The sequence below is a fragment of the Streptomyces sp. NPDC104814 genome, assembly GCF_055583185.1.
The window spans coordinates 983,672-1,005,237 of record NZ_JBVJOL010000002.1 but is presented as its reverse complement, the minus strand read 5'-3'; the positions used below and the strand labels follow the sequence as shown (position 1 = coordinate 1,005,237).

The following is a 21,566-nucleotide window of genomic DNA, read 5'->3' as shown; positions in this document are numbered from 1 at the left end:
CTCCGTGAATGTTTTCCCGTAATCGGGATGAACACCACGAGAGCGGAACGGTCAGGCGGAATAGGCCCGACCGTTCACAGCGTCCTCGCTGTGTTTTTTCAAAGGAACCTCGTCCCGGTCGTGATGACCGGAGACGGGGTATCAACATATCTGGCGTTGACTTTTGGCACGCTGTTGAGTTCTCAAGGAACGGTCGCTTCCTTTGTACTCACCCTCTCGGGCTTTCCTCCGGGCTTCCCTTCGGGCTTCCCTTCGGTGTTTCCGACTCTATCAGATCCTTTCGGCGTCCGATTCCCGGTCGGCGGGATGTCCTGGGGTTTTCGGCTTTCGCCGTCCGCCCTTTCGACATTCACTACGTTAGCTCATTCTCTCGGCGACTCATAATCGAGTCCCGCGAGTTCGAATTCGGGTACGCGAACGCACCAGAATCGACCCCGCCGAGGGGCTGTAGCTAGGTAGTGGGTTGGCCGCTCCGGCTGCAGGCGATCGCCGTACCCGGTTCAGCGGCTCGGGCCACATTACGCACCTTCGCGCGCTGCGTCAACCGCTGCGCCGCCTCGGGACATGGGCCCGGTAGGGGCTCACCGTCGGGTCGTTGGCGACCCAGAAGCGCCAGGGGTGGACGTCACCGTTGCCGCCCTCGCCGGCGACGCCGGTTCGGGGACCGTTGCGTACCTGGTCGGAGGGGATGGGCGTGCCCGTCAGCATCCGCAGCGGGGTCTCTCCCTCGGCGCACGCGTCCGTACCGTCCAGGGCCCGGCCCACGTCCAGGGCGGTGGCCAAGCGGGCGGGACCCTTGGCCAACTCCTTGTCGTTCTTGGCCGAGAGGCGACGGACCCGGGCCAGCTCGGCGCCCTCGACGATCTCACCGGCGCGCAGCAGGACGGCGCTGGCTCGTCCGACCGGTCCGCAGACCAGGTTCATGCAGTGCCACATGCCATAGGTGAAGTAGACGTACACATGACCGGGCTCGCCGAACATCACGCTGTTGCGGGCGGTCTGGCCGCGGTAGGCGTGGGAGCCGGGGTCGTTCGGGCCGTCGTAGGCCTCTACCTCTGTCAGGCGCAGGGCGATCGGGCCGTCCGGGGTGGAACGGACGAGGATGCGGCCGAGAAGGTCGGGCGCGACTTCGAGGACGGGCCGGTCGAAGAAGGCGCGTGGCAGGGGCGTACGGTCGGGGCTCGCGATCATGCCCTCCGAGCGTACTGGAGTCGGTCGGTTCCAGGGGGTGGTCAGGGGGCGTGCGGCTTGCCAGGGTGAGGGCGCGGAACCGGCCGGGACCGGTGCGCGTTTGTACGGGGCGAGGACGCAGTCGCAGTCGTTTCCGTCGTAGTCGTTGAGGAGAACCATGGCGTTCAAGAAGCTGCTCGCGAGCCTGGGGGCCGGCGGGGCCTCGGTCGAGACCGCGCTGACCGAGGTGAACGTGGTGCCGGGTGGCGTGGTCCAGGGCGAGGTTCGGATCCAGGGCGGGTCCGTCAGCCAGGACATCGAGGGCCTGTCGGTGGGGCTGCAGGCCAAGGTCGAGGTGGAGAGCGGCGACCAGGAGTACAAGCAGGACATCGAGTTCACCAAGGTGCGGCTCGGGGGTGCCTTCGAGCTGCAGGCGGGTGCCGTGCACGCGGTGCCGTTCGGGCTCGAGATTCCCTGGGAGACGCCGGTCACCATGATCGACGGGCAGTCGCTGCGCGGCATGCACATCGGGGTGACCACCGAGCTGGCGATCGCGCGGGCCGTGGACTCCTCCGACCTGGACCCGATCAACGTGCATCCGCTGCCGGCGCAGAAGGCGATCCTGGACGCGTTCATCCAGCTGGGCTTCCGCTTCAAGAGCGCCGACATGGAGCGCGGCCACATCCGCGGTACGCGGCAGCGGCTGCCGTTCTACCAGGAGATCGAGTTCTTCCCGCCGTCGCAGTACCGCGGGCTGAACCAGGTGGAGCTGAGCTTCGTCGCCGACGAGCACGCCATGGACGTCGTCCTGGAGATGGACAAGAAGCCGGGTCTGTTCAGCGAGGGCAGCGACACCTACCGCTCCTTCCAGGTCGGTCTGAACGACTGGCAGGGGACCGACTGGGCGGCATACCTGAACCAGTGGCTGTCCGAGGTCGGCTCCAAGCGGAACTGGTTCTAGGCTCGGACCCACTGAACGCAAGCGATCAGGAGGTACCGAGGTGACCGAGCTCAAGAGGCGGCCGCTCCCCCACGACTTCCATCCGCCCGTGCCGTCCTTCACGGTGACGAGTGAGGACGTCCAGGAGGGTGCCACCCTCAAGGACGCTCAGGTCTACGCGAAGGGCAACACCTCGCCGCAGCTGCGGTGGGAGGGCTTCCCGCCGGAGACCAAGAGCTTCGCCGTGACCTGCTACGACCCGGACGCGCCGACCGGCAGCGGGTTCTGGCACTGGTCCGTTTTCGACATCCCGGCGTCGGTCACCGAGCTGCCGGCGGGTGCGGGCACCGGCAAGTTCGAGGGACTGCCCGAGGGCGCCGTGCAGGTGCGCAACGACTACGGCTCGAAGGACTTCGGCGGGGCCGCGCCGCCGCCCGGGGACGGGCCGCACCGGTATGTGTTCACGGTGTACGCCGTGGACCAGGAGAAGCTCGGTCCGGATTCCGACGCCTCTCCTGCCGCCGTCGGCTTCAACCTGCGGTTCCACACGATCGCCCGGGCGCAGCTGATCGGTGAGTACGAGGAGCCCGCGGAAGCCTGACGTTCACGGAAGGTTTGCCCGCCTCTGGTCTTGGAAGTGATCGGAGGCGGGCATTTTTTATTGCGTTGTCCATCTCGGCGCGCCCGTCCAGAGTTGATCCAAGCCCGCCGGGGGGTGGGCCGGTGCACACGGGAGGTGGGCTTGATGCGTGACACGCTCGTTCTGAACGCCAGCTTCGAACCGCTGTCGACGGTGACGCTGAACCGAGCCGTGGTTCTGGTGCTGCAGGACAAGGCGGTCGTCGAGCAGGCCCACCCCGAGCTGCGCATGCGCGGCGCCGATGTGGACATACCCGCGCCTCGGGTGATCCGGTTGTGCCGGTACGTACGGGTGCCGTTCCGAAGACAAGCGCCGTGGTCGAGGCGGGGTGTGCTGGTCCGGGACCGGCACCGGTGCGGGTACTGCGGGCGCAGGGCGACGACCGTGGATCACGTGGTGCCGCGGTCGCGGGGCGGGCAGGACTCGTGGCTGAACACGGTGGCCGCGTGCGCGGAGGACAATCACCGCAAGGCGGACCGAACGCCGGAGGAGGCGGGGATGCGGCTGCTCCGGGAGCCGTTCGAGCCGACGCCGGCCGATGCGATGCTCTTGGCCATGGGGGCGGATGATCTTGCGACTCTGCCCGATTGGTTGACGTCGGATGCCGCCTGAGTCCTCGCCGTAGGACTTTGTGTGCGCTGTCGGCTGCGGGTTTTCGTAGCGGCTCGTCGCACAGTTCCCCGCGCCCCTGAGGTGGGTGCGGGGAACCTTGTTGTCGAGCCCTGTCAGTCGATGGACGGCTTTTCTCGGCGGTCCGCGTCGCCGCCGTTCTGGCGCGGGACGTTGCCGCCCGAACCGCCGCCCATGCCGCCGAAGTTGCCCATCGCGCCGGAGAGACCCTTGAGGGCGTCGCCGATCTCGCTCGGGACGATCCAGAGCTTGTTGGCATCGCCTTCGGCGATCTTCGGGAGCATCTGGAGGTACTGGTAGGACAGCAGCTTCTGGTCGGGGTCGCCGGCGTGGATGGCCTCGAAGACCGTGCGGACGGCCTGGGCCTCGCCCTCGGCGCGCAGTGCGGCGGCCTTGGCCTCACCTTCGGCCCGCAGGATCTGGGACTGCTTCTCACCCTCGGCACGCAGGATCTCGGACTGCCGGACACCTTCGGCCTGGAGGATCGCGGCGCGCTTGTCGCGGTCGGCGCGCATCTGCTTCTCCATCGAGTCCTGGATGGAGGTGGGCGGTTCGATCGCCTTGAGTTCGACGCGGTTGACGCGGATGCCCCACTTGCCGGTGGCCTCGTCGAGGACGCCGCGCAGGGCCGCGTTGATCTCCTCGCGGGAGGTGAGGGTGCGCTCCAGGTCCATGCCGCCGATGATGTTGCGCAGCGTGGTGACGGTGAGCTGCTCGATGGCCTGGATGTAGCTGGCGACCTCGTAGGTGGCCGCGCGGGCGTCGGTGACCTGGTAGTAGATGACCGTGTCGATGTTGACGACCAGGTTGTCCTGGGTGATCACCGGCTGCGGCGGGAAGGGGACGACCTGCTCACGCAGGTCGATGCGGTTGCGGATGGTGTCGATGAACGGGACGACGATGTTGAGGCCCGCGTTCAGCGTCCGCGTGTAGCGGCCGAAGCGCTCCACGATGGCGGCGCTCGCCTGTGGGATGACCTGGATGGTCTTGATCAGGGCGATGAAGACCAACACCACCAGAATGATCAGGACGATGATGACCGGTTCCATCGTGGCTGCCCGTACCCTTCTCCGCCTCGGCGCTTTCGGAAGATCTTATGGCTGTTGAAGATCTTGCTGGTCGAGTCTGACAGACCGTCGGAAGGCTCGGGGGGTGTTCGGCCGAGTCCGCACCGGGTCGCCGCTTGTCGCGTCGTGGGAGGTCACATGACGATGGCGGTGGCCCCCTCGATGTCCACGACGTCCACTTCCTGTCCCACCTCGTAGGCTCGGCCGGTGTCGAGGGCGCGGGCCGACCAGATCTCTCCGGCGAGTTTGATACGGCCGCCGGAGCCGTCGACGCGTTCGAGGACGACGGCCTGTCGGCCCTTCAGCGCGTCGATGCCGGTGGCGAGTTGGGGGCGCTGGCGGCTGTGCCGGGCCGCGATCGGCCGTACGACGGCGATGAGGGCGATCGCGACGGCGAGGAAGACGAGCACCTGGACGACGACGCCGAGGCCGAAGCCCGCGGCGATCGCCGCGGCGACCGCGCCCACGGCGAGCATCCCGAACTCAGGCATCGCGGTGACCACGAGCGGGATTCCGAGCGCTGCCGCACCGACGAGCCACCACACCCATGCGTCGATGTCGTTCACACGGCAATCGTAGGGCCGCCGGTCGGGTTGCGGACAGGGCGCCGGGCGGGGCGCACGGGGTCAGGACAGGGGCAGGCCCTGGGCGGTCCAGCGCTCGCCGACCTGCTCGACGACGAGCGGGAGGCCGAAGCACAGGGAGAGGTTGCGGGAGGAGAGTTCGAGTTCCAGCGGGCCGGCGGTGAGGACCTTGCCCTGGCGGATCATGAGGACGTGGGTGAAGCCCGGCGGGATCTCCTCGACATGGTGCGTGACCATGATCATCGAGGGGGCGATGGGGTCGCGGGCCAGGCGGCCGAGGCGGCGGACCAGGTCCTCGCGGCCGCCGAGGTCGAGGCCGGCGGCGGGCTCGTCGAGGAGCAGCAGCTCGGGGTCGGTCATCAGGGCGCGGGCGATGAGGGTGCGCTTGCGCTCGCCCTCGGAGAGGGTGCCGAAGCGGCGCTCGAGGTAGTCGCTCATGCCGAGACGGTCGAGGAAGGCGCGGGCGCGCTGCTCGTCGATCTCGTCGTAGTCCTCGTTCCAGGTGGCGGTCATGCCGTAGGCGGCGGTGAGGACGGTCTCGAGGACGGTCTGGCGCTTGGGGAGCTTCTCGGCCATGGCGATGCCGGCCATGCCGATGCGGGGGCGCAGTTCGAAGACGTCGGTGCCGGGCTTGCCGAGGGTCTCGCCGAGGATGGTGGCGGTGCCCTTGCTGGGGTAGAGGTAGCTGGAGGCGACGTTCAGGAGGGTGGTCTTGCCGGCGCCGTTCGGGCCGAGGATGACCCAGCGCTCGCCCTCCTTGACCGACCAGGAGACCTGGTCCACCAGAGCCCGGTCCTCACGGACCACGGATACGTCCTGAAGCTCCAGAACATCGCTCATGAGCGCGTTGTCTCCCCTTGCAGTGTGGCCGGTCACGGCTGTCGCGTACGCCTGTGGCTCTGTTCGCCGCGCCGGTGGGCGCGGCCCTGAACGAATCTACGCCACCGACCGGGCGAGCCGTTCCATCGGTCCGGTCCTTAGGGTGGGGGCATGCTCGTGGAACCGCGCGCCGGCCGCCTTGCCGCCTGGGGAAATGCCCTTCTTGCCGGACTTGTCTCTCCGGATGACGCCGTACTCGCCATCGTGGGTGAGGACGCGGTGCACCGGGTGGAGGGACTGCCGGGTGAGTCGGCTCCGGTCGGTCTCACGCTCGCGCTGGGCCGTCTGCGGTCGCTGGGCGTGACCGGGCTGCGGGTGGCGCTGCCGGCGCCGGGGCATCCGCTGGGGCTGAGCGGTCCGCCGGAGTTCAACAAGCGGGCGCTGGAGGCCGAGGAGGCGGTGATCTGCCACGGGGGTGCGCTGGGGCTGGTGCCCGAGGTGTACGAGGCCGGTCCCGACGGTGATGTGCATGTGGAGGTCGTCTGGCACTGTCTGCCGGTGCGGGAGGCTCCGCCGGCCGATGTGCCGTCCCTGGGTGAGGCCGAGCGGGAGCTGGCGGAGGGCCTGCGGGATGCGACGGCCGCGTTGGCGCGGCTGGATGTCGCCGGGTCCGGGCCGGTGGCGGAGGCGGCGATCGACGCGTACCGGGCGCGGGCCGAGCGGGGGCGGGAGGTGCTGGCGCCGGGGTATCCGCCGCGGGCGGTACGGGTGCTGGAGTTGGCGCAGCGGGTGGGGCTGCTGGTGTCTCTGGCGTCGGAGAAGGGGCACGGGGGTGCGGTGAGCGCCGGGGAGATGTTCGCGCGGGCGGAGGCGTTGCGGCCTGTGGAGCGGGTGGCTCGGCGGGCGCAGGTGGCTGCCTACAACGCGTATGTGGAGGATCGTGAGCGGTGAGCGGGCCTGCGGCGCGTCAAGGGGGCGCCGTGAGCGTTGGTTGTTCCTGCGCGCCGGGTGCTTGCGGGCGGGCTCGGCTGGGTTCGTGAGGTGGTGACCGGGGCCGGTGCCGGGGGGTGGGAGCGCGGCCCGGCGCTGCGGGGCACCGGCCGCGCCCACCCGTGCCGCCCTGCGGCACGACTGCCCGCGGCTTGCGCAGGGATGCGCGTGGCTGCACGGGGCTTGGGCCGGGTGCGGCCGCAGCGGAAGCCGGTGCGCGAAGTTGCCCGCGTCTTGGGTGGCCGGTGCCGCGCGACCGCTCGGGGCTGGGTGGCCGGTGCCGCGTTGCTGGGCGCGGCACCGGCGGGGGCGCGGTCTCGTCGGCGCCTTGAGGGGTTGACCCCGGCCTCTCGGGTGGGGGCGGTGGGCCGGGGTCAGGCGGGGGGTCTCAGTGGTTGAGGCCGAGGTTGCCGAAGGCCGGGTTCAGGGCGCCGATGACGTTGACGCTGTTGCCGACGACGTTGACCGGCACGTGGACCGGGGCCTGGATGACGTTGCCCGAGACGACACCCGGCGAGCCCACGGCGGTGCCGCCGGCGTGCGCGCCCTCGGTGGCGGAGGCCATGCCCGCACCGGCGGCGATCAGCCCGCCGGCCACCATCGTCACGGCCGCTGCCTTCTTCAGGTTCTTCACTTTCAAAGCCCTCCTTGCGATTGCCGCGGCAGTCGCCGCAGCACGCACTGGAGAACGGCGGGAGCCCACCCCGGGATACGCCATCCGGGGGACATTCCCACGACGGTATGAATCTCAGTCCGGAAGGGAACCTTCCGAGTTGCCGATCACCCGGACACACCGTGACGAACGGCCCACAGCGCGGCCTGCGTGCGGTCCGCCAGGTCGAGTTTCATCAGGATGTTCGACACATGGGTCTTCACCGTCTTCTCGGACAGGACCAGCGCCCGGGCGATCTCCCGGTTGGAACGGCCGTCCGCGATCAGGCCCAGCACCTCACGCTCCCGCTCGGTGAGCGCATTGCCCCGGCCCTGACCGGAGTTCGCCTCCTCCTGGGAGAGCAGCGCGGTGGCCACCTCGGGCTGGAGCAGCACGTGCCCGGCGTGCACGGAGCGGATGGCACCGGCCAGCGCGTCGGGGTCCACGTCCTTGTAGACGTACCCGGCGGCGCCGGCGCGCAGGGCCGGGACGACCGTGCGCTGCTCGGTGAAGCTGGTGACGATGAGCACGCGCGCGGGGTTGTGGAGTTCGCGGAGCTTGCGCAGGGCCTCCACGCCGTCCATGCCGGGCATCTTGACGTCCATGAGGACGACGTCCGGCTTCAACTCCTCGGCGCGGGCGACGCCTTCGGCGCCGTCGGCCGCCTCCCCGACGACCTCGATGTCGTCCTGCACCTCCAGGAAGGTGCGCAGGCCCCGGCGGACGACCTGGTGGTCGTCGACGAGCAGCACCCTGATTGCCTCAGCCACCGGGGACCTCCATCTCGATCGTGGTGCCCTTGCCGGGCGCCGATTCCACGGTCAGCCTGCCGCCGACGCCGTCCGCCCGGTCGCGCATGGAGACCAGGCCGAGGTGGCGTCCCGCGCGCCGTATCGCCTTCGGGTCGAAGCCGGTGCCGTCGTCGGTGACACGCAGAACGGCACCGGGGCCGCGGCGGTCCAGGGTGACGTCGACGTGTTCGGCGGCGGCGTGCCGCAGGGCGTTGTGCAGGGCCTCCTGGGCGACGCGCAGCACGGCTTCCTCCTGGGCGGAGGGCAGGGCGCGGATGCCGCGGGCGGCGAACGTCACGCGGGCGGAGTGGGCGCGGTCGAGGACCTGGATCTGGGTGCGCAGGGTGGCGACCAGGCCGTCCTCGTCGAGCGCGGCGGGGCGCAGCTCGACGACGGCGGCGCGCAGTTCGTCGACGGCCTCGGCGGCGAGGGCGGCCACCTGCTGCAGCTCGCCCTTGGCGCGGGCCGGGTCGCGGTCGACGAGGCGGGCGGCGGCCTGGGCGGTCAGGCGCAGGGAGAACAGCTTCTGGCTGACCGCGTCGTGCAGTTCGTGGGCGAGGCGGGAACGCTCCTCGGCGATGGTCAGCTCACGGCTGCGCTCGTAGAGGCGGGCGTTGGTCAGGGCGATCGCCGCGTGCTGGGCGAGGAGGGCGAGCAGTTCCTCGTCCTCCTCGGTGAAGCCGCATCTGCCGTCCTGACGCGGGCAGTTCTTGTTCGCGAGGAACAGCGCGCCGATGACCTCGTCGCCGTCGCGGATGGGCAGGCCGAGGAAGTCGGCGAGTTCGGGGTGGGCGGAGGGCCAGCCCTCGAAGCGGGGGTCCTTGCGCACGTCGGCGAGGCGCTCGGGCCTGGCCTCCTGGAGCATCGCCGCGAGGATGCCGTGCTGGCGCGGCAGCGGGCCGATGGCCTTCCACTGCTCCTCGCTGACGCCGTCGACGACGAACTGGGCGAAGCCGCCGTGGTCGTCGGGGACGCCGAGGGCGGCGTACTGGGCGTCGAGCAGCTCGCGGGCCGAGGCGACGATCGTCTTCAGGACGTCGCGCACCTCGAGATGCCTGCTCATCGCCAGCAGCGCGGCGCTCACCGCGGCGAGGCCGGACCGGGGACCGTGACTCATGACCTCACGGTACCGGCGGGGTCGGACATCACGGATCGGCCCCGTGACGGGCTGCCGCCTAGAGCCCCGGAACTAGGACGAACGGTCGAACGGTCCCTCCTCCCGCCTAGGGCGAAGGGACCCGGCAGGGTGCGGCCCGCGTCCGAGGCGGTGCCCGGGCCCGCATTCCTACCGTGAGGTCACCGCCGAACGGAGGCGGCCGAGCGACGAGGAGACGGTTGTCATGCCGGTTGCGATCATCACGGGGGCCTCGAAGGGGCTGGGGCGGGCGCTGGCCGGGGCGCTGGCCGCCCGTGACTGGGATCTGGTGCTGGACGCGCGCGGTGCGGGGGCACTGAAGGAGACGGCTGCGGCGCTCGCGTCGCAGGGCACACGGGTGGAGGCGGTGGCCGGGGATGTGACCGACGCCGGGCACCGGTCGGAGCTGGTGGCGGCGGCCCGGACGCTGGGCGGTGTCGATCTGCTGGTCAACAATGCCGGGGTGCTGGGCGTGGAGCCGCTGGTCCCGCTGGAGAGGCATCCGCTGGACGGCTTCCGGGCGGCGCTGGAGACGAACGTGGTGGCTCCGCTGGCGCTGATCCAGGAGGCGCTGCCGCTGCTGCGCCGGGCCGAGGTCGGAGCGGTACTGAACGTGAGCTCGGACGCGGCCGTGGAGGCGTACCGCACATGGGGCGGGTACGGGGCGACGAAGGCGGCCCTGGACCAGCTGTCGGCGGTGCTGGCCGTGGAGGAACCGGACCTGCGGGTGTGGTGGGCCGATCCGGGCGGTATGCGGACCGGAATGCTGGCGGCGGCGGAGCCGGACGAGGATCTGACGGGCACGCCGGCGCCGGAGGAGGTCGCTCCGCTGTTGCTGCGGCTGCTGGACGAGCGCCGGCCGAGCGGGCGGTACAGCGCGGCCCTGCTGCGGGAGCAGTCGTGACGCTGGCGCTGCGGGTCCCCGAGGAGCTGTCCGCGCGGGTGCCGGTGGAGCAGCGGGGGCCGGGGCTGGACCGGGACGCGGTGCGGCTGCTGGTGTCGCGCGGGGAACGGGTGGCGCATCACGCGTTCAGGGAGCTGCCGCGGCTGCTGCGGGCCGGTGACGTGCTGGTGGTGAACACCTCGCCGACGCTGGCGGCGGCGGTCGACGGACGGCTCGGGCACGCGCGCGTGGTGGTGCACTTCTCCACGCGCGGGGACGACGGCCGGTGGGCGGTGGAACTGCGGGAGCCGGACGGCCGGGGCACCACGCGCGCGCGTGCGGGGGCGCCCGCGGGTGCGTCCATAGGTCTGCCCGGGGGCGCCCGGATCGTCCTGGAGGAGCCGGTGAGCGAGGGCGGCGCGCGGCTGTGGTGGGCGCGGGTGGCGCAGGGGGACGTACTGGGGCTGATGCGGGAGCACGGGCGGCCGATCCGGTACGCGTACACGGAGCGGGACCAGCCGCTGTCCGCCTACCAGACGGTGTTCGCGCAGCCGACGGCGGACGGCACGGGCAGTGCGGAGATGCCGAGCGCGGCGCGGCCCTTCACGGCACGGCTGGTGGCGGACCTGGTGAGCCGGGGGGTGCTGTTCGCGCCGGTGACGCTGCACACGGGGGTGGCCTCGGCCGAGGCGCACGAGCCGCCGTATCCGGAGCGGTTCGCGGTGCCGCGGGCGTCGGCGCGGCTGATCGACGCCGTCCGGGCGGAGGGCGGGCGGGTGATCGCCGTCGGGACGACCGCGGTGCGGGCCGTGGAGTCGGCGGTGGGCGCCGACGGGGCCGTACGCGCGCGTGCGGGGTGGACGGATCTGGTGGTGACGCCCGCGCGCGGGGTGCGCGTGGTGGACGGGCTGCTGACCGGGCTGCACGAGCCGCGGGCCTCGCACCTTCTGATGCTGGAGGCCGTCGCCGGCCGGGCGGCGGTGACCCGTGCGTACGAGGAGGCGCTGCGCGGTCTGTATCTCTGGCACGAGTTCGGGGACCTGCATCTCATCCTGCCGGAGGAGAGCCCTCACACACCGCATTGCTGACGCAACTGCGGGTGAGACCGGCCCCCCGCCGGTGTGAGCCCGCGCATAGGGTCCAGATCACGTACGAAGGGGATTAGGAGGACAAGCACCCCCACATGAACGGGGCAGACAGTCCAGTCTGTGCCGTTTTGCCATTACCTGATCCACTATCTGGCTTCGTACGTCACACCTTTGCCAGCGAATTTTGCGGCCGCTAAGAATTGCTTCGTCGCTCAGCGCCGCGGGCTCACCGTCCGCGGCGTTCGTGCGGGAAGTGCCCGTAGTCCCCCGCCGGACATGAGCGATCTCCGCGCTATTCGAAGAGGTCCGTTACGCATGCCCAAGAACTTTTCCTCCCGTCTCTATAGTCGTTCGCTGACCAAGCACCAGAAGCTCGCGGCCGCCGGTGTCGGTGTCCTCGGTGCCGCAGCGATCGCCATGTCCGCGGTGCCCAGCAGCGCCGAGGGCAAGACCACGGTCACCAGCGAGGCCGCCGCGCCCGCCAAGGTCGCCTACAGCACCGAGCAGATCAAGGACGTCAAGGCGAGCATCACCGACCAGCTCGCCAGCGCCGACCTCAAGGCGCAGCAGATCGCCGCGCAGAAGAAGGCCGAGGCCGCCCAGAAGGCCGCCGTCGCCAAGGCCGTGGCCGCGAAGCAGGCCGCCGCCAAGCAGGCCGCCGCGAAGAAGGCCGAGGCCGTCCGCAAGGCCAAGGAGGCCGCGAGCCGCGCCGCCAAGCGCCCGGCCCTGAAGCCCCGCGTGGTCAAGAGCTACCCGAACAACCTCGACGGCTGGATCCGCGAGTCGCTCGACATCCTGAAGAAGCACCACATCCCGGCCAGCTACTCCGGCATCCACCGCAACGTCATGCGGGAGTCCTCGGGCAACCCGATGGCCATCAACGACTGGGACATCAACGCCATCAACGGCATCCCGTCCAAGGGCCTGCTCCAGGTGATCCCGCCGACCTTCAAGGCGTACCACGTCCCCGGCACGTCCTGGAACATCTACGACCCGGTCGCCAACATCACCGCCGCCTGCAACTACGCGGCCGACCGCTACGGCTCGATGGACAACGTCAACAGCGCGTACTGAGGTCGGCGCGGACCTCTTCTCGCACACGCGACGTATCCGCGACGACCACGGTCCTCGCGAGCACAGACGCCGAAGGGCGGCACCCAACTGACGGGGTGCCGCCCTTCGGGGTTGTCCGGCCGTCCTACTTGCGCATGACCTCGGGCTCGTGGCGGCGCAGGAAGCGCGCCACGAAGAAGCCGCAGACCACGCCGAGCGCGATCAGCGCGACCATGTCCAGGCTCCAGGCCCCGACCGTGTGGTTCCACAGCGAGTCGGTGTCTCCGCCCTTCTCCGGCGGGCTGATCTTGTTGAAGTCCAGCGTGGCGCCGGCGGCGGCCACCGCCCAGCGCGAGGGCATCAGGTACGAGAACTCGTTGACGCCGACCGAGCCCTGCAGCCGGAACAGACAGCCGGTGAAGACCACCTGGATGATCGCGAACATCACCAGCAGCGGCATCGTCTTCTCGGCGGTCTTCACCAGCGAGGAGATGATCAGGCCGAACATCATCGAGGTGAAGCCCAGCGCCATGATCGGCAGGGACAGCTCGACCAGGGTGGCGCCGCCGAGGACCAGGCCCTCGGAGGGGATCTCCCGGCTGGCGAAGCCGATCACACCGACCAGCAGGCCCTGGCCCACGGTGATCAGGCCGAGCACGAAGACCTTCGACATCAGATACGCCGACCGGGACAGGCCCGTCGCGCGCTCCCGCTCGTAGATCACCCGTTCCTTGATCAGCTCACGGACGGAGTTGGCGGCGCCGGCGAAGCACGCGCCGACCGCGAGGATCAGCAGGACCGTGGTCGCGGTGCCGTTGGGGATGATCCGGCCGGTCTGCGGATTGACCGGGTTGGGCAGCAGACCGCGGTCGTGGTCGATGAGCAGGCTCACCGCGCCGAGGACGGCCGGCAGGATCACCATCAGGGCGAGGAAGCCCTTGTCGGAGACGATCACCGAGACGTAGCGGCGCACCAGCGTGACCCACTGCGACAGCCAGCCCTGCGGCTTCGGCGGCTTCATCGCCTGCATCGGCGGGACCTGTACGGCCTGCGGGGCGACGGCGTCGATGTCCGCGGCGTACATCTGGTAGTGCTGCGAGCCCTTCCAGCGGCCCGCCCAGTCGTAGTCGCGGTAGTTCTCGAAGGCCGAGAACACGTCGGCCCAGGTGTCGTAGCCGAAGAAGTTCAGCGCCTCCTCCGGCGGGCCGAAGTAGGCGACCGCGCCGCCCGGCGCCATCACCAGGAGCTTGTCACACAGTGCCAGCTCGGCCACCGAGTGGGTGACGACGAGGACGGTGCGGCCGTCGTCGGCGAGGCCGCGCAGCAGCTGCATCACGTCGCGGTCCATGCCCGGGTCGAGACCCGAGGTCGGCTCGTCGAGGAAGATCAGCGACGGCTTGGTCAGCAGCTCCAGGGCGACCGAGACGCGCTTGCGCTGACCGCCGGAGAGGGAGGTGACCTTCTTGTCCTTGTGGATGTCGAGCTTGAGCTCGCGCAGCACCTCGTCGATCCGGGCGTCGCGCTCGGCGCCCGTGGTGTCCGCCGGGAAGCGCAGCTTGGCCGCGTACTTCAGCGCCTTCTTGACGGTCAGCTCCTTGTGCAGGATGTCGTCCTGCGGGACCAGACCGATGCGCTGGCGCAGCTCGGCGAACTGCTTGTAGAGGTTGCGGTTGTCGTACAGGACCTCGCCCTGGTCGGCGGGCCGGTAGCCGGTGAGCGCCTTGAGCAGCGTGGACTTGCCGGAGCCGGACGGGCCGATGACCGCGATCAGCGACTTCTCGGGGACGCCGAAGGAGACGTCCTTGAGGATCTGCTTGCCGCCGTCGACCGTGACGGTCAGGTGGCGGGCGGAGAAGGACACCTCACCGGTGTCCACGAACTCCTCGAGCCGGTCGCCGACGATCCGGAACGTCGAGTGGCCGACGCCGACGATGTCGGTGGGGCCGAGCAGCTGCGAGCCGCCCTTCGGGATCGGCTGGCCGTTGACGTACGTGCCGTTGTGCGAGCCGAGGTCGCGGATCTCCATGCGACCGTCGGGCGTGGCGTGGAACTCGGCGTGGTGCCGGGAGACCTGCAGGTCGGAGACCACCAGCTCGTTCTCCAGGGCACGGCCGATGCGCATCACGCGGCCGAGGGAGAACTGGTGGAAGGTGGTCGGGCTGCGGTCGCCGTAGACCGGCGGAGCCCCCGCGCCACCACCGGGCGTGTGCTGCGCCGGGCCCTGCTGCTGCGGGATGCCCGGGGCGGACTGCTGCTGCCAGTCGGCCTGCGGGGCCTGCGGCTGCGCGGTCTGCGGCTGGGGCGTCTGCTGCCAGTCGGCCTGCGGCGTCTGCGGCTGCCCCCAGGCCGGGTTGGCGGCCTGCGCGGCGTACGGCTGCTGGTGCTGGGCCACCGCGGCGCCCGCGCCGGTAAGGCTCAGCAGCGGGCCGTCGGTGGCGTTGCCCAGGTTCACCGCCGTCCCTGCGGCGAGTTCCAGATGCTGGATCCGCTGCCCCTGCACGAACGTGCCGTTGGTGCTGCCGTGGTCCTCGATCACCCAGCCACGGCCGTTGAAGCTGACCGTGGCGTGGCGCCAGGAGACCCTGGCGTCGTCGAAGACGATGTCGCCCTGCGGATCGCGTCCGAGGGTGTATGACCTGGATGGATCGAGCGTCCAGGTACGTCCGTTTGATTCCAGTACGAGTTCCGGCACTCCATGCCCCACTGAGTTGTCCCCCGAATTACCCCCGTCGCAGGGAGTCTAGGGATGTCGAACATCGGGGGGAACTATTTCAGTAGCGGCCCCCTGACCGAAAGTCGGGCCTTGTGAAGAGCTCTCAAGAGCGTCTCCGCCGTTCCCGTTGACGGGGTGGAAACCGGGCCGGAGAGTGGTAATCCCCCGCGAGGGGGACAAGCGCGGCGCAAGCCGCGGCGCGGATCGGGGGGTCTGCCATGGGCTCAGCTGCGAAGACCGGGGACGCGCCCTCGGGCGCCCAACTTCCCTGGACGGACGTTCTGTTGTCCTCGATCGCCGCTGTGAGCTGGGCACTCGCAGGAATGGCGGGCACGGCCGCGCTCGGTCTGCATCTCCTCGGGGCCGATACGGCGGGCGCGTTGGGGCCGATGACCGCGGCGACGGTGGCGCTCGGGGCGGGTGGGGCGGTCAGCCCGGCCGGGGACGTGTCCGTCTTCGGGCTCGACGGCGCCACGGCCCATACGGCCATCGAGATCACGCCACTGGGGGTGAGCCTGGTCGGTGCGCTGCTGCTGTCCTGGTTCTTTCTACGGTCCCTGCGGACGGCCGGGGTTGTCGTCGCACCGGCCGAACTCCTCGCGCGCGTGGGCACGGTGCTCGTCCTGTTCACCGGTCTGATGGGCGTCCTGGCCTGGGCCGGGCACGACGTGGTGACGATCGACGGGGGCGCGCTGGGGCGGGCCCGGCTGCCGGGCGGCGGCGGGCCGGCGATCCCCGGGCTGGGTGACGTCGGGCTCGGCGACCTCGAGCTCGGTGACATCGGCGGGTCGCTGCCGGACCGGATCGGCGACCTCGTCGGCGCCAAGGCGGCCGTGGGATTCACGGTCGACGCGGCACCGACGCTGCTCGGCGGTCTCGGCTGGGCGGCCGGCGTACTGCTCGTCGCGCTGCTGGCCTCGCGGCGCACACCTCTGCCGCGCGGCTGGGAGGCCGTCCACCGGGTACTACGGCCGGCCGCGTCCGCGCTCGTGACGGTGCTGCTGCTGGCCGTGGCCGCCGGGCTCGCGGCGGCGGCGTACGCGGCGACGGGCGACGCCCATCCGCGGCGGATCGCGGGCGCGGCGCTGCTCGGCGCGCCCAACGGGGTCTGGCTCGGCGTCCCCCTCGGCCTGTTCGTGCCGTGGGACGGCCGGGCCACGGGAATCCTGACCCATGCCCTGCCGCACCCCGTGGACGACCTCGTCGGCTCCGGCACCGACCGTCCGCTGACCCTCACCCGGCTGGCCGATCTGGACGGCCGGGTGTGGCTGCTGGCGCTGGGCGCGGCGTCGCTGATGCTGCTCGCGGGGGTGCTGACGGGGGTACGGCTGCCGGTGGACGGCGCGCAGCTGCGGCCCGCGGCCTTCGCCGGACGGTGCGCGGCGGGGCTGGCCGCGGTGACCGCACCGGCGCTGGTACTGCTCGGGTGGCTGGCGGGGCTGTCGGCCGACGCGTCACTGTCCGTCCTCGGCTTCGACGCCTTCGGCGCGGGCATCGAACTGCACCAGCGGTGGGGCTTCGCCGTGTTGCTGGGGGCCGTGTGGGGCGCGGGGGCGGGGGCTGTCGGGGGGTTGCTGGCGTACGCGGCGGGGAAGGTCGGGGCGCGGGCGGTGCGGTGGGAGGGTGCGGGGGCGGGCGGGGCGCAGGGGGCCGGCGGGGCTTCGGAGGCCGGCGGGGCGTCGGGGGCCGGCGGGGCGTCGCCGGAGCCGTACGGCCCGGACGGGCGGGCGGGGCCGGAGACCTCGGGCGAGCCGTCGCGGCCGTACACCTCGGCCGAGCCGTCGCGGCCGTACACCTCGGCCGAGCGGTCGGGGCCGTATGCCCCCAGGTCCTCGTACCGGGCGCCGAACCCGGACACGAACCCCTACCTCCGGGTCCCGGAGAGCCACCAGGAGCCGGAGGACTCGCGGCCTGCCGGGGAGCAGGAGCGTGAGGGAGCCGGGCGTGCGGGGACGAGCCGTGACGAGCCGGGGCGTGAGAAGACGGGCCGTGACAGGACCGGGCGTCAGGAGACGGGGCCGGAGGGGGCGGCGCCCGACGTGTACGGCGCGCCCACTGTCGTCGGTCCGCTCGCGCCGCCGCGGAAGGGCCGGCGGTCGCCGTCCTGGCCCGACGAGGTGCCGCCTCCGCCACCGCCACCGCCCGCTCCCCCGCCCCGGGGGCCCAAGGGGCGCCGCTGAGCCACGGGACCCGGCGGATGCGGGAACGGGGGCCGGCGGCGTACGCGCCCGCGCACACCTCCGTACATGCCTCTTCGCGCCCCCGCCGTGCGGCATCCGGCCGACCCGGACCGGACCCCTCCCCGTCGGCCGGGCGTCACCCGGGTGTCGCCGAGTGTTCCGTGTCCGCCAGGCGGACCTCGGGGGCGCAAGGCACTCGGTGCCGGATACGGTGGGAACACCATGAGCGCTTCGCAGACCTCGACCCCCGGGACTCCCGAGACCCCCGAGTACTCGGACGTCCCCACCCTCCTCGTCAAGATCTTCGGCAAGGACCGGCCGGGCATCACGGCGGGACTCTTCGACACCCTTGCCGCCTACTCCGTCGACGTGGTCGACATCGAGCAGGTCGTCACCCGTGGCCGGATCGTGCTGTGCGCGCTCGTGACCCAGCCCTCGCAGAGCCTCGAGGGCGACCTGCGGGCGACCGTGCACAGCTGGGCCGAGTCGATGAAGATGCAGGCCGAGATCATCTCCGGCCACGGCGACAACCGTCCGCGCGGACTCGGCCGCTCCCTGGTCACCGTGCTGGGCCACCCGCTCACCGCCGAGGCCACCGCCGCCATCGCCGCGAAGATCACCAAGGCGGGCGGCAACATCGACCGTATCTTCCGCCTGGCCAAGTACCCCGTGACCGCCGTGGAGTTCGCGGTGTCCGGCGTGGCGACCGAGCCGCTGCGGACCGCCCTGGTGACGGACGCGGCGGCACTCGGTGTCGATGTCGCGGTCGTCGCGGCGGGCCTGCACCGCAGGGCGCAGCGGCTCGTGGTGATGGACGTCGACTCCACGCTGATCCAGGACGAGGTGATCGAGCTCTTCGCCGCGCACGCCGGCTGCGAGGACAAGGTCGCCGAGGTGACCGCGGCCGCGATGCGCGGGGAACTGGACTTCGAACAGTCACTGCACGCGCGCGTGGCCCTGCTCGAGGGTCTGGACGCGTCCGTGGTGGACAAGGTGCGCAGCGAGGTGCGGCTGACGCCGGGCGCGCGCACGCTGATCCGCACGCTGAAACGACTCGGCTACCAGGTCGGCGTGGTCTCCGGCGGCTTCACCCAGGTGACCGACGACCTCAAGGAGCGCCTCGGGCTCGACTTCGCCCAGGCCAACACGCTGGAGATCGTCGACGGCAAGCTGACCGGGCGGGTCACCGGCGAGATCGTGGACCGGGCGGGCAAGGCGCGGCTGCTGCGCCGGTTCGCCGCGGAGGCGGGCGTACCGCTGTCGCAGACGGTGGCGATCGGCGACGGCGCCAACGACCTGGACATGCTGAACGCGGCCGGGCTCGGGGTGGCCTTCAACGCCAAGCCGGTGGTGCGGGAGGCCGCGCACACCGCGGTGAACGTGCCGTTCCTGGACACGGTGCTGTATCTGCTGGGGATCACCCGCGAAGAGGTCGAGGCGGCGGACACGGTCGCCGGGGAGTAGGACGACGGACGCGTCAGGGGCCCGGCACCGCGACGGTGCCGGGCCCCTGTGCGTGGGCGCCGCGCGCGGAGGGCGGGGCCGCTGCGCGGGCGTGGGTCAGTCGGCGGGCGCCCAGAAGTCGGCCAGCGTGGCCAGGCCCGGCTCCAGGGACTTCCAGGGCGCGTCGAAGGTGAGGACGGCGAAGGCGGCGGCCGGGAAGCCGCGCCGGCTCATGGTCGCGCGGGCTTCGTCCTCGGCCGCGCCGGCAAGGACCTCGGCGAGTCCTTGGACGCCCGGGTTGTGACCGATGAGCAGCAGGCTGCGCACGTCGTCCGGGGTCTCGTTGAGCAGGGCGATCAGTTCACCCGGGGAGGCCTCGTAGATCCGCTCCTCGTAGACCGTTTTCGGCCGGTGCGGGAACTCGTGGGCGGCGAGCTTCCAGGTCTCGCGGGTGCGGGTCGAGGTGGAGCAGAGGGTCAGGTCGAAGGGGATGCCGGTGTCGGCCAGCCTGCGTCCGGCTTCGACGGCGTCCTTGCGGCCCCGTTCGGCGAGCGGCCGCTCGTGGTCGGGCACCTGTGGCCAGTCGGCTTTCGCATGCCGGAAGAGGACGATCCTGCGGGGTTCTGCGACGCTCATGCGTCCCAGCTTCGCATGAAACAGGCCATGGGGCGCAGGGAGTTGACCGGCCTTCCCACCAAGGGAGGCCCCTAACGCGCGAGGAGCGCCTGGAGGTGCCGGAGCAGCTGGGTGATCGCCGGCTCACCGGCGGCGGCCTGCGCGTCCGTGGGGTTCAGTATCAGCACGAACAGGGTGACGAAGGCGAGCGTGGGCAGGGCGAGGGCCCACCAGGGCAGCCGGGCCCGGACGCCGCCCGTGGTCGCCGGGCGGGGCGGGGTGTGCGAACGGGCCGACATGGGTGCCTCCGCGGTCGTCGAGCGTGCCGTGAACGTGGTCCCGGCCGCCGTTCGGCGGCCATGTCTCGACGCTACGGAATCCGCGGGGCGCGGCCCATCCGGTGATCCACCCACTTGACCCTGACCCTGACCCCCTAGGGGACAGGGGGGGGCAGCCCCACCCTCACGCGTGGCACGGCTCAGGATGTCCTCACCACGAGGCGATCGTCGGCCGGGGAACGCTCACGGAAGGCGGTCGGCCGGGCGCAGGCTCAGGGGCAGGCGGTCGGCCGCAGGCTCACGGGGAGGCGATCGTCGCGATGATGGCGATGATCACGAAGATGGCGAGGAACGAGCCGAAGACGATGAGCATCTTCTTCTGGCCGTTCTGGGGGTTCGGCTCGAGCACGGGCATGCCGCCAGTCTCGCACCCCGGCCGGGGAGACCTGGCTTCGGGGTCCGCCGAAACCCCCTCATCCACCCCCATGCCGTCACCCGTCGGGACCCGCGCCCGCCGGATGCGGTCCCGCACCGGCCGTCAGCGGGTGGACGCCGCCTCCTCCTCCACCGTGCGGTCACGCCCCGCGAGGAAGCCCACCACCATCTGCGGCAGCATCAGCGCGGCCATCAGGGCGATCGGCAGGCCCCAGCCGCCGCTGCTCTGGTACAGCACGCCGACCAGCAGCGGACCGGGGATCGAGATCAGATAGCCGGTGCTCTGGGCGAACGCCGACAGCTGTGCCACACCCGCGCCCGTCTTCGCGCGCATGCCGACCATGGTCAGCGCGAGCGGGAAGGAGCAGTTGGAGATGCCGAGCAGGACGGCCCAGAGCCAGGCGCCGGCCGCCGGGGCGAAGTACAGCCCGGCGTATCCGGCGAGGCCGCAGGCGCCGAGGGCGATCACCATGGGGCCCTGGTGGGGCAGCCGGGTGGCCAGCCGCGGGATGACGAAGGCGAGCGGCACGCCCATCGCCATGGTGACGGCGAGGAGCACACCGGCGGTGCCCGCCGAGACGCCCGAGTCACGGAAGATCTGCGCCATCCAGCCCATCGTGATGTAGGCGGCGGTGGCCTGGAGGCCGAAGAAGGCGGCGAGCGCCCAGGCGGTGCGGCTACGGGTGATGCGCAGCGCGGGCTCCCCGGCCGCGCCGCTCCGCCGCGACGCGCCGGGGGCGTCCTGCCGCGACGCTGCGGGCGCGCTCTGCCGGGACGCGGCGGGGTCGGCGCTGCCGCGGTCGCGCAGGACCGGCAGCCAGGGCACGACGGCCGCGGCGGCCAGGACGGCCCACACCGCGAGGCCGGACTGCCAGTTGCCGCCCAGGGCACGGGTCACCGGCACGGTGGTGGCGGCCGCGATCGAGGTGCCGCACGCGAGGAACATCGAGTACAGGCCGGTCATGGACCCCACCCGATCGGGGAACCAGTGCTTGACGATGACCGGCATGAGCACGTTGCTCACGGCGATGCCCATCAGGGCGAGCGCGCTGGCCGCGAGGAAGCCGGCCGTGCTCCCGGCGTACGGCCGTACGACCAGGCCGAGGGCGATGGCGGCCATGCCCGCGCAGACGACGGCGGCGGGGCCGAAGCGGCGGGCGAGCCGGGGTGCGGTCACGCCGAACACGGCGAAGCACAGCGACGGCACGGAGGTGAGCAGGCCCGCCACGCTGCCGCTCATCCCGAGCCCGTCGCGGACCTCCTCCAGGAGGGCGCCGAGGCTGGTGATGGCAGGGCGGAGGTTGAGCGCGGACAGCATGATGCCGAGCACGACCAGGCGCGTCGCCCACTTGCGCGGGGCGGCGCCGCCGGTCTTCCGGCTCGCCGCGGGCTGGGTCGGGGTCGTCATCGTCCGTGTTTCCTCACTAGCCATGCCACCCATCATAGAATCATGGGATGAT

General features: G+C 71.5%; 21 protein-coding genes. 9 read left to right on the top strand and 12 right to left on the bottom strand.

The annotated features are described in order from the left end of the window. Window positions 1-540 precede the first annotated feature (540 nt). Window positions 541-1,191 (bottom strand): DNA-3-methyladenine glycosylase, encoded by a 651-nt coding sequence (locus ACZ64A_RS13080; protein ID WP_469810136.1) that lies wholly within the window; start codon window positions 1,189-1,191, stop codon window positions 541-543. Window positions 1,192-1,348: 157 nt separating this feature from the next. Here ACZ64A_RS13080 and ACZ64A_RS13075 point away from each other — a divergent pair, with 157 nt between their 5' ends. From ACZ64A_RS13075 to ACZ64A_RS13065, 3 genes are all read left to right on the top strand, one after another. Further along, window positions 1,349-2,131, top strand: a complete 783-nt coding sequence (locus ACZ64A_RS13075; protein ID WP_469810134.1) for a sporulation protein — start codon at window positions 1,349-1,351, stop codon at window positions 2,129-2,131. 40 nt (window positions 2,132-2,171) lie between these two features. Next, the gene (locus tag ACZ64A_RS13070; RefSeq protein ID WP_469810133.1) at window positions 2,172-2,711 is read left to right on the top strand and encodes a YbhB/YbcL family Raf kinase inhibitor-like protein; all 540 of its coding nucleotides are present in this window, start codon (window positions 2,172-2,174) and stop codon (window positions 2,709-2,711) included. A 144-nt stretch (window positions 2,712-2,855) separates the two neighbouring features. After that, on the top strand, window positions 2,856-3,362 hold the full coding sequence (locus ACZ64A_RS13065; RefSeq protein ID WP_469810131.1) for an HNH endonuclease: 507 nt from the start codon (window positions 2,856-2,858) through the stop codon (window positions 3,360-3,362). Window positions 3,363-3,475: 113 nt separating this feature from the next. Here the strand turns inward: ACZ64A_RS13065 and ACZ64A_RS13060 are convergent, their stop codons facing one another. The 3 genes from ACZ64A_RS13060 to ACZ64A_RS13050 form a co-directional block, all read right to left on the bottom strand. Next, window positions 3,476-4,429 (bottom strand): SPFH domain-containing protein, encoded by a 954-nt coding sequence (locus ACZ64A_RS13060; protein WP_469810130.1) that lies wholly within the window; start codon window positions 4,427-4,429, stop codon window positions 3,476-3,478. Between the two features lie 152 nt (window positions 4,430-4,581). Next, entirely contained in the window at window positions 4,582-5,013 is a 432-nt protein-coding gene (locus ACZ64A_RS13055) for an NfeD family protein (RefSeq protein WP_469810129.1), read from the bottom strand. A 60-nt stretch (window positions 5,014-5,073) separates the two neighbouring features. Further along, window positions 5,074-5,871 carry an ABC transporter ATP-binding protein gene (locus ACZ64A_RS13050; RefSeq protein WP_469810128.1) on the bottom strand — a complete coding sequence of 266 codons (798 nt, stop codon included), beginning with the start codon at window positions 5,869-5,871 and terminating at the stop codon, window positions 5,074-5,076. 150 nt (window positions 5,872-6,021) lie between these two features. Here ACZ64A_RS13050 and ACZ64A_RS13045 point away from each other — a divergent pair, with 150 nt between their 5' ends. Continuing rightward, on the top strand, window positions 6,022-6,801 hold the full coding sequence (locus tag ACZ64A_RS13045) for a hypothetical protein (RefSeq protein ID WP_469810127.1): 780 nt from the start codon (window positions 6,022-6,024) through the stop codon (window positions 6,799-6,801). 427 nt (window positions 6,802-7,228) lie between these two features. Here ACZ64A_RS13045 and chpE read toward each other — a convergent pair whose 3' ends face one another. The 3 genes from chpE to ACZ64A_RS13030 all read right to left on the bottom strand — a co-directional run bounded on the left by chpE (window position 7,229) and on the right by ACZ64A_RS13030 (window position 9,400). Then, entirely contained in the window at window positions 7,229-7,474 is a 246-nt protein-coding gene (gene chpE / locus ACZ64A_RS13040; RefSeq protein WP_469810126.1) for a chaplin ChpE, read from the bottom strand. Between the two features lie 146 nt (window positions 7,475-7,620). Then, window positions 7,621-8,262: a response regulator gene (locus ACZ64A_RS13035; protein ID WP_469810124.1), complete on the bottom strand. Its 642-nt coding sequence runs from the start codon at window positions 8,260-8,262 to the stop codon at window positions 7,621-7,623. Next, the gene (locus tag ACZ64A_RS13030; RefSeq protein ID WP_469810122.1) at window positions 8,255-9,400 is read right to left on the bottom strand and encodes a GAF domain-containing sensor histidine kinase; all 1,146 of its coding nucleotides are present in this window, start codon (window positions 9,398-9,400) and stop codon (window positions 8,255-8,257) included. Before ACZ64A_RS13030 ends, ACZ64A_RS13035 begins: the two co-directional genes overlap by 8 nt. 223 nt (window positions 9,401-9,623) lie before the next feature. Here ACZ64A_RS13030 and ACZ64A_RS13025 point away from each other — a divergent pair, with 223 nt between their 5' ends. The 3 genes from ACZ64A_RS13025 (at window position 9,624) to ACZ64A_RS13015 (ending at window position 12,463) form a co-directional block, all read left to right on the top strand. Then, on the top strand, window positions 9,624-10,322 hold the full coding sequence (locus ACZ64A_RS13025; protein WP_469810121.1) for an SDR family NAD(P)-dependent oxidoreductase: 699 nt from the start codon (window positions 9,624-9,626) through the stop codon (window positions 10,320-10,322). After that, entirely contained in the window at window positions 10,319-11,389 is a 1,071-nt protein-coding gene (locus ACZ64A_RS13020; protein WP_469810120.1) for an S-adenosylmethionine:tRNA ribosyltransferase-isomerase, read from the top strand. The genes ACZ64A_RS13025 and ACZ64A_RS13020 overlap by 4 nt, the downstream gene beginning before the upstream one ends. A gap of 315 nt (window positions 11,390-11,704) precedes the next feature. Continuing rightward, a complete protein-coding gene (locus ACZ64A_RS13015) occupies window positions 11,705-12,463 on the top strand; it encodes a transglycosylase SLT domain-containing protein (RefSeq protein WP_469810119.1) in 759 nt (252 codons plus the stop codon). Between the two features lie 124 nt (window positions 12,464-12,587). Here ACZ64A_RS13015 and ACZ64A_RS13010 read toward each other — a convergent pair whose 3' ends face one another. After that, window positions 12,588-15,134, bottom strand: a complete 2,547-nt coding sequence (locus tag ACZ64A_RS13010) for an FHA domain-containing protein (RefSeq protein ID WP_469810118.1) — start codon at window positions 15,132-15,134, stop codon at window positions 12,588-12,590. A 239-nt stretch (window positions 15,135-15,373) separates the two neighbouring features. On the opposite strand from ACZ64A_RS13010, the gene ACZ64A_RS13005 reads away from it, so the two are divergent. Next, on the top strand, window positions 15,374-17,335 hold the full coding sequence (locus ACZ64A_RS13005; protein WP_469810117.1) for a streptophobe family protein: 1,962 nt from the start codon (window positions 15,374-15,376) through the stop codon (window positions 17,333-17,335). Window positions 17,336-17,557: 222 nt separating this feature from the next. Next, window positions 17,558-18,799: a phosphoserine phosphatase SerB gene (gene serB, locus ACZ64A_RS13000; protein ID WP_469810115.1), complete on the top strand. Its 1,242-nt coding sequence runs from the start codon at window positions 17,558-17,560 to the stop codon at window positions 18,797-18,799. Window positions 18,800-18,895: 96 nt separating this feature from the next. Here serB and ACZ64A_RS12995 read toward each other — a convergent pair whose 3' ends face one another. The 4 genes from ACZ64A_RS12995 to ACZ64A_RS12980 form a co-directional block, all read right to left on the bottom strand. Further along, a complete protein-coding gene (locus ACZ64A_RS12995) occupies window positions 18,896-19,414 on the bottom strand; it encodes a SixA phosphatase family protein (RefSeq protein ID WP_469810114.1) in 519 nt (172 codons plus the stop codon). Window positions 19,415-19,485: 71 nt separating this feature from the next. Further along, complete coding sequence (locus tag ACZ64A_RS12990; RefSeq protein WP_469810113.1) at window positions 19,486-19,692, bottom strand: hypothetical protein; 207 nt, start codon at window positions 19,690-19,692, stop codon at window positions 19,486-19,488. 277 nt (window positions 19,693-19,969) lie between these two features. Next, entirely contained in the window at window positions 19,970-20,086 is a 117-nt protein-coding gene (locus tag ACZ64A_RS12985; protein WP_363267678.1) for an SGM_5486 family transporter-associated protein, read from the bottom strand. A gap of 123 nt (window positions 20,087-20,209) precedes the next feature. Continuing rightward, window positions 20,210-21,550 (bottom strand): CynX/NimT family MFS transporter, encoded by a 1,341-nt coding sequence (locus ACZ64A_RS12980; RefSeq protein WP_469810111.1) that lies wholly within the window; start codon window positions 21,548-21,550, stop codon window positions 20,210-20,212. Window positions 21,551-21,566 lie beyond the last annotated feature (16 nt).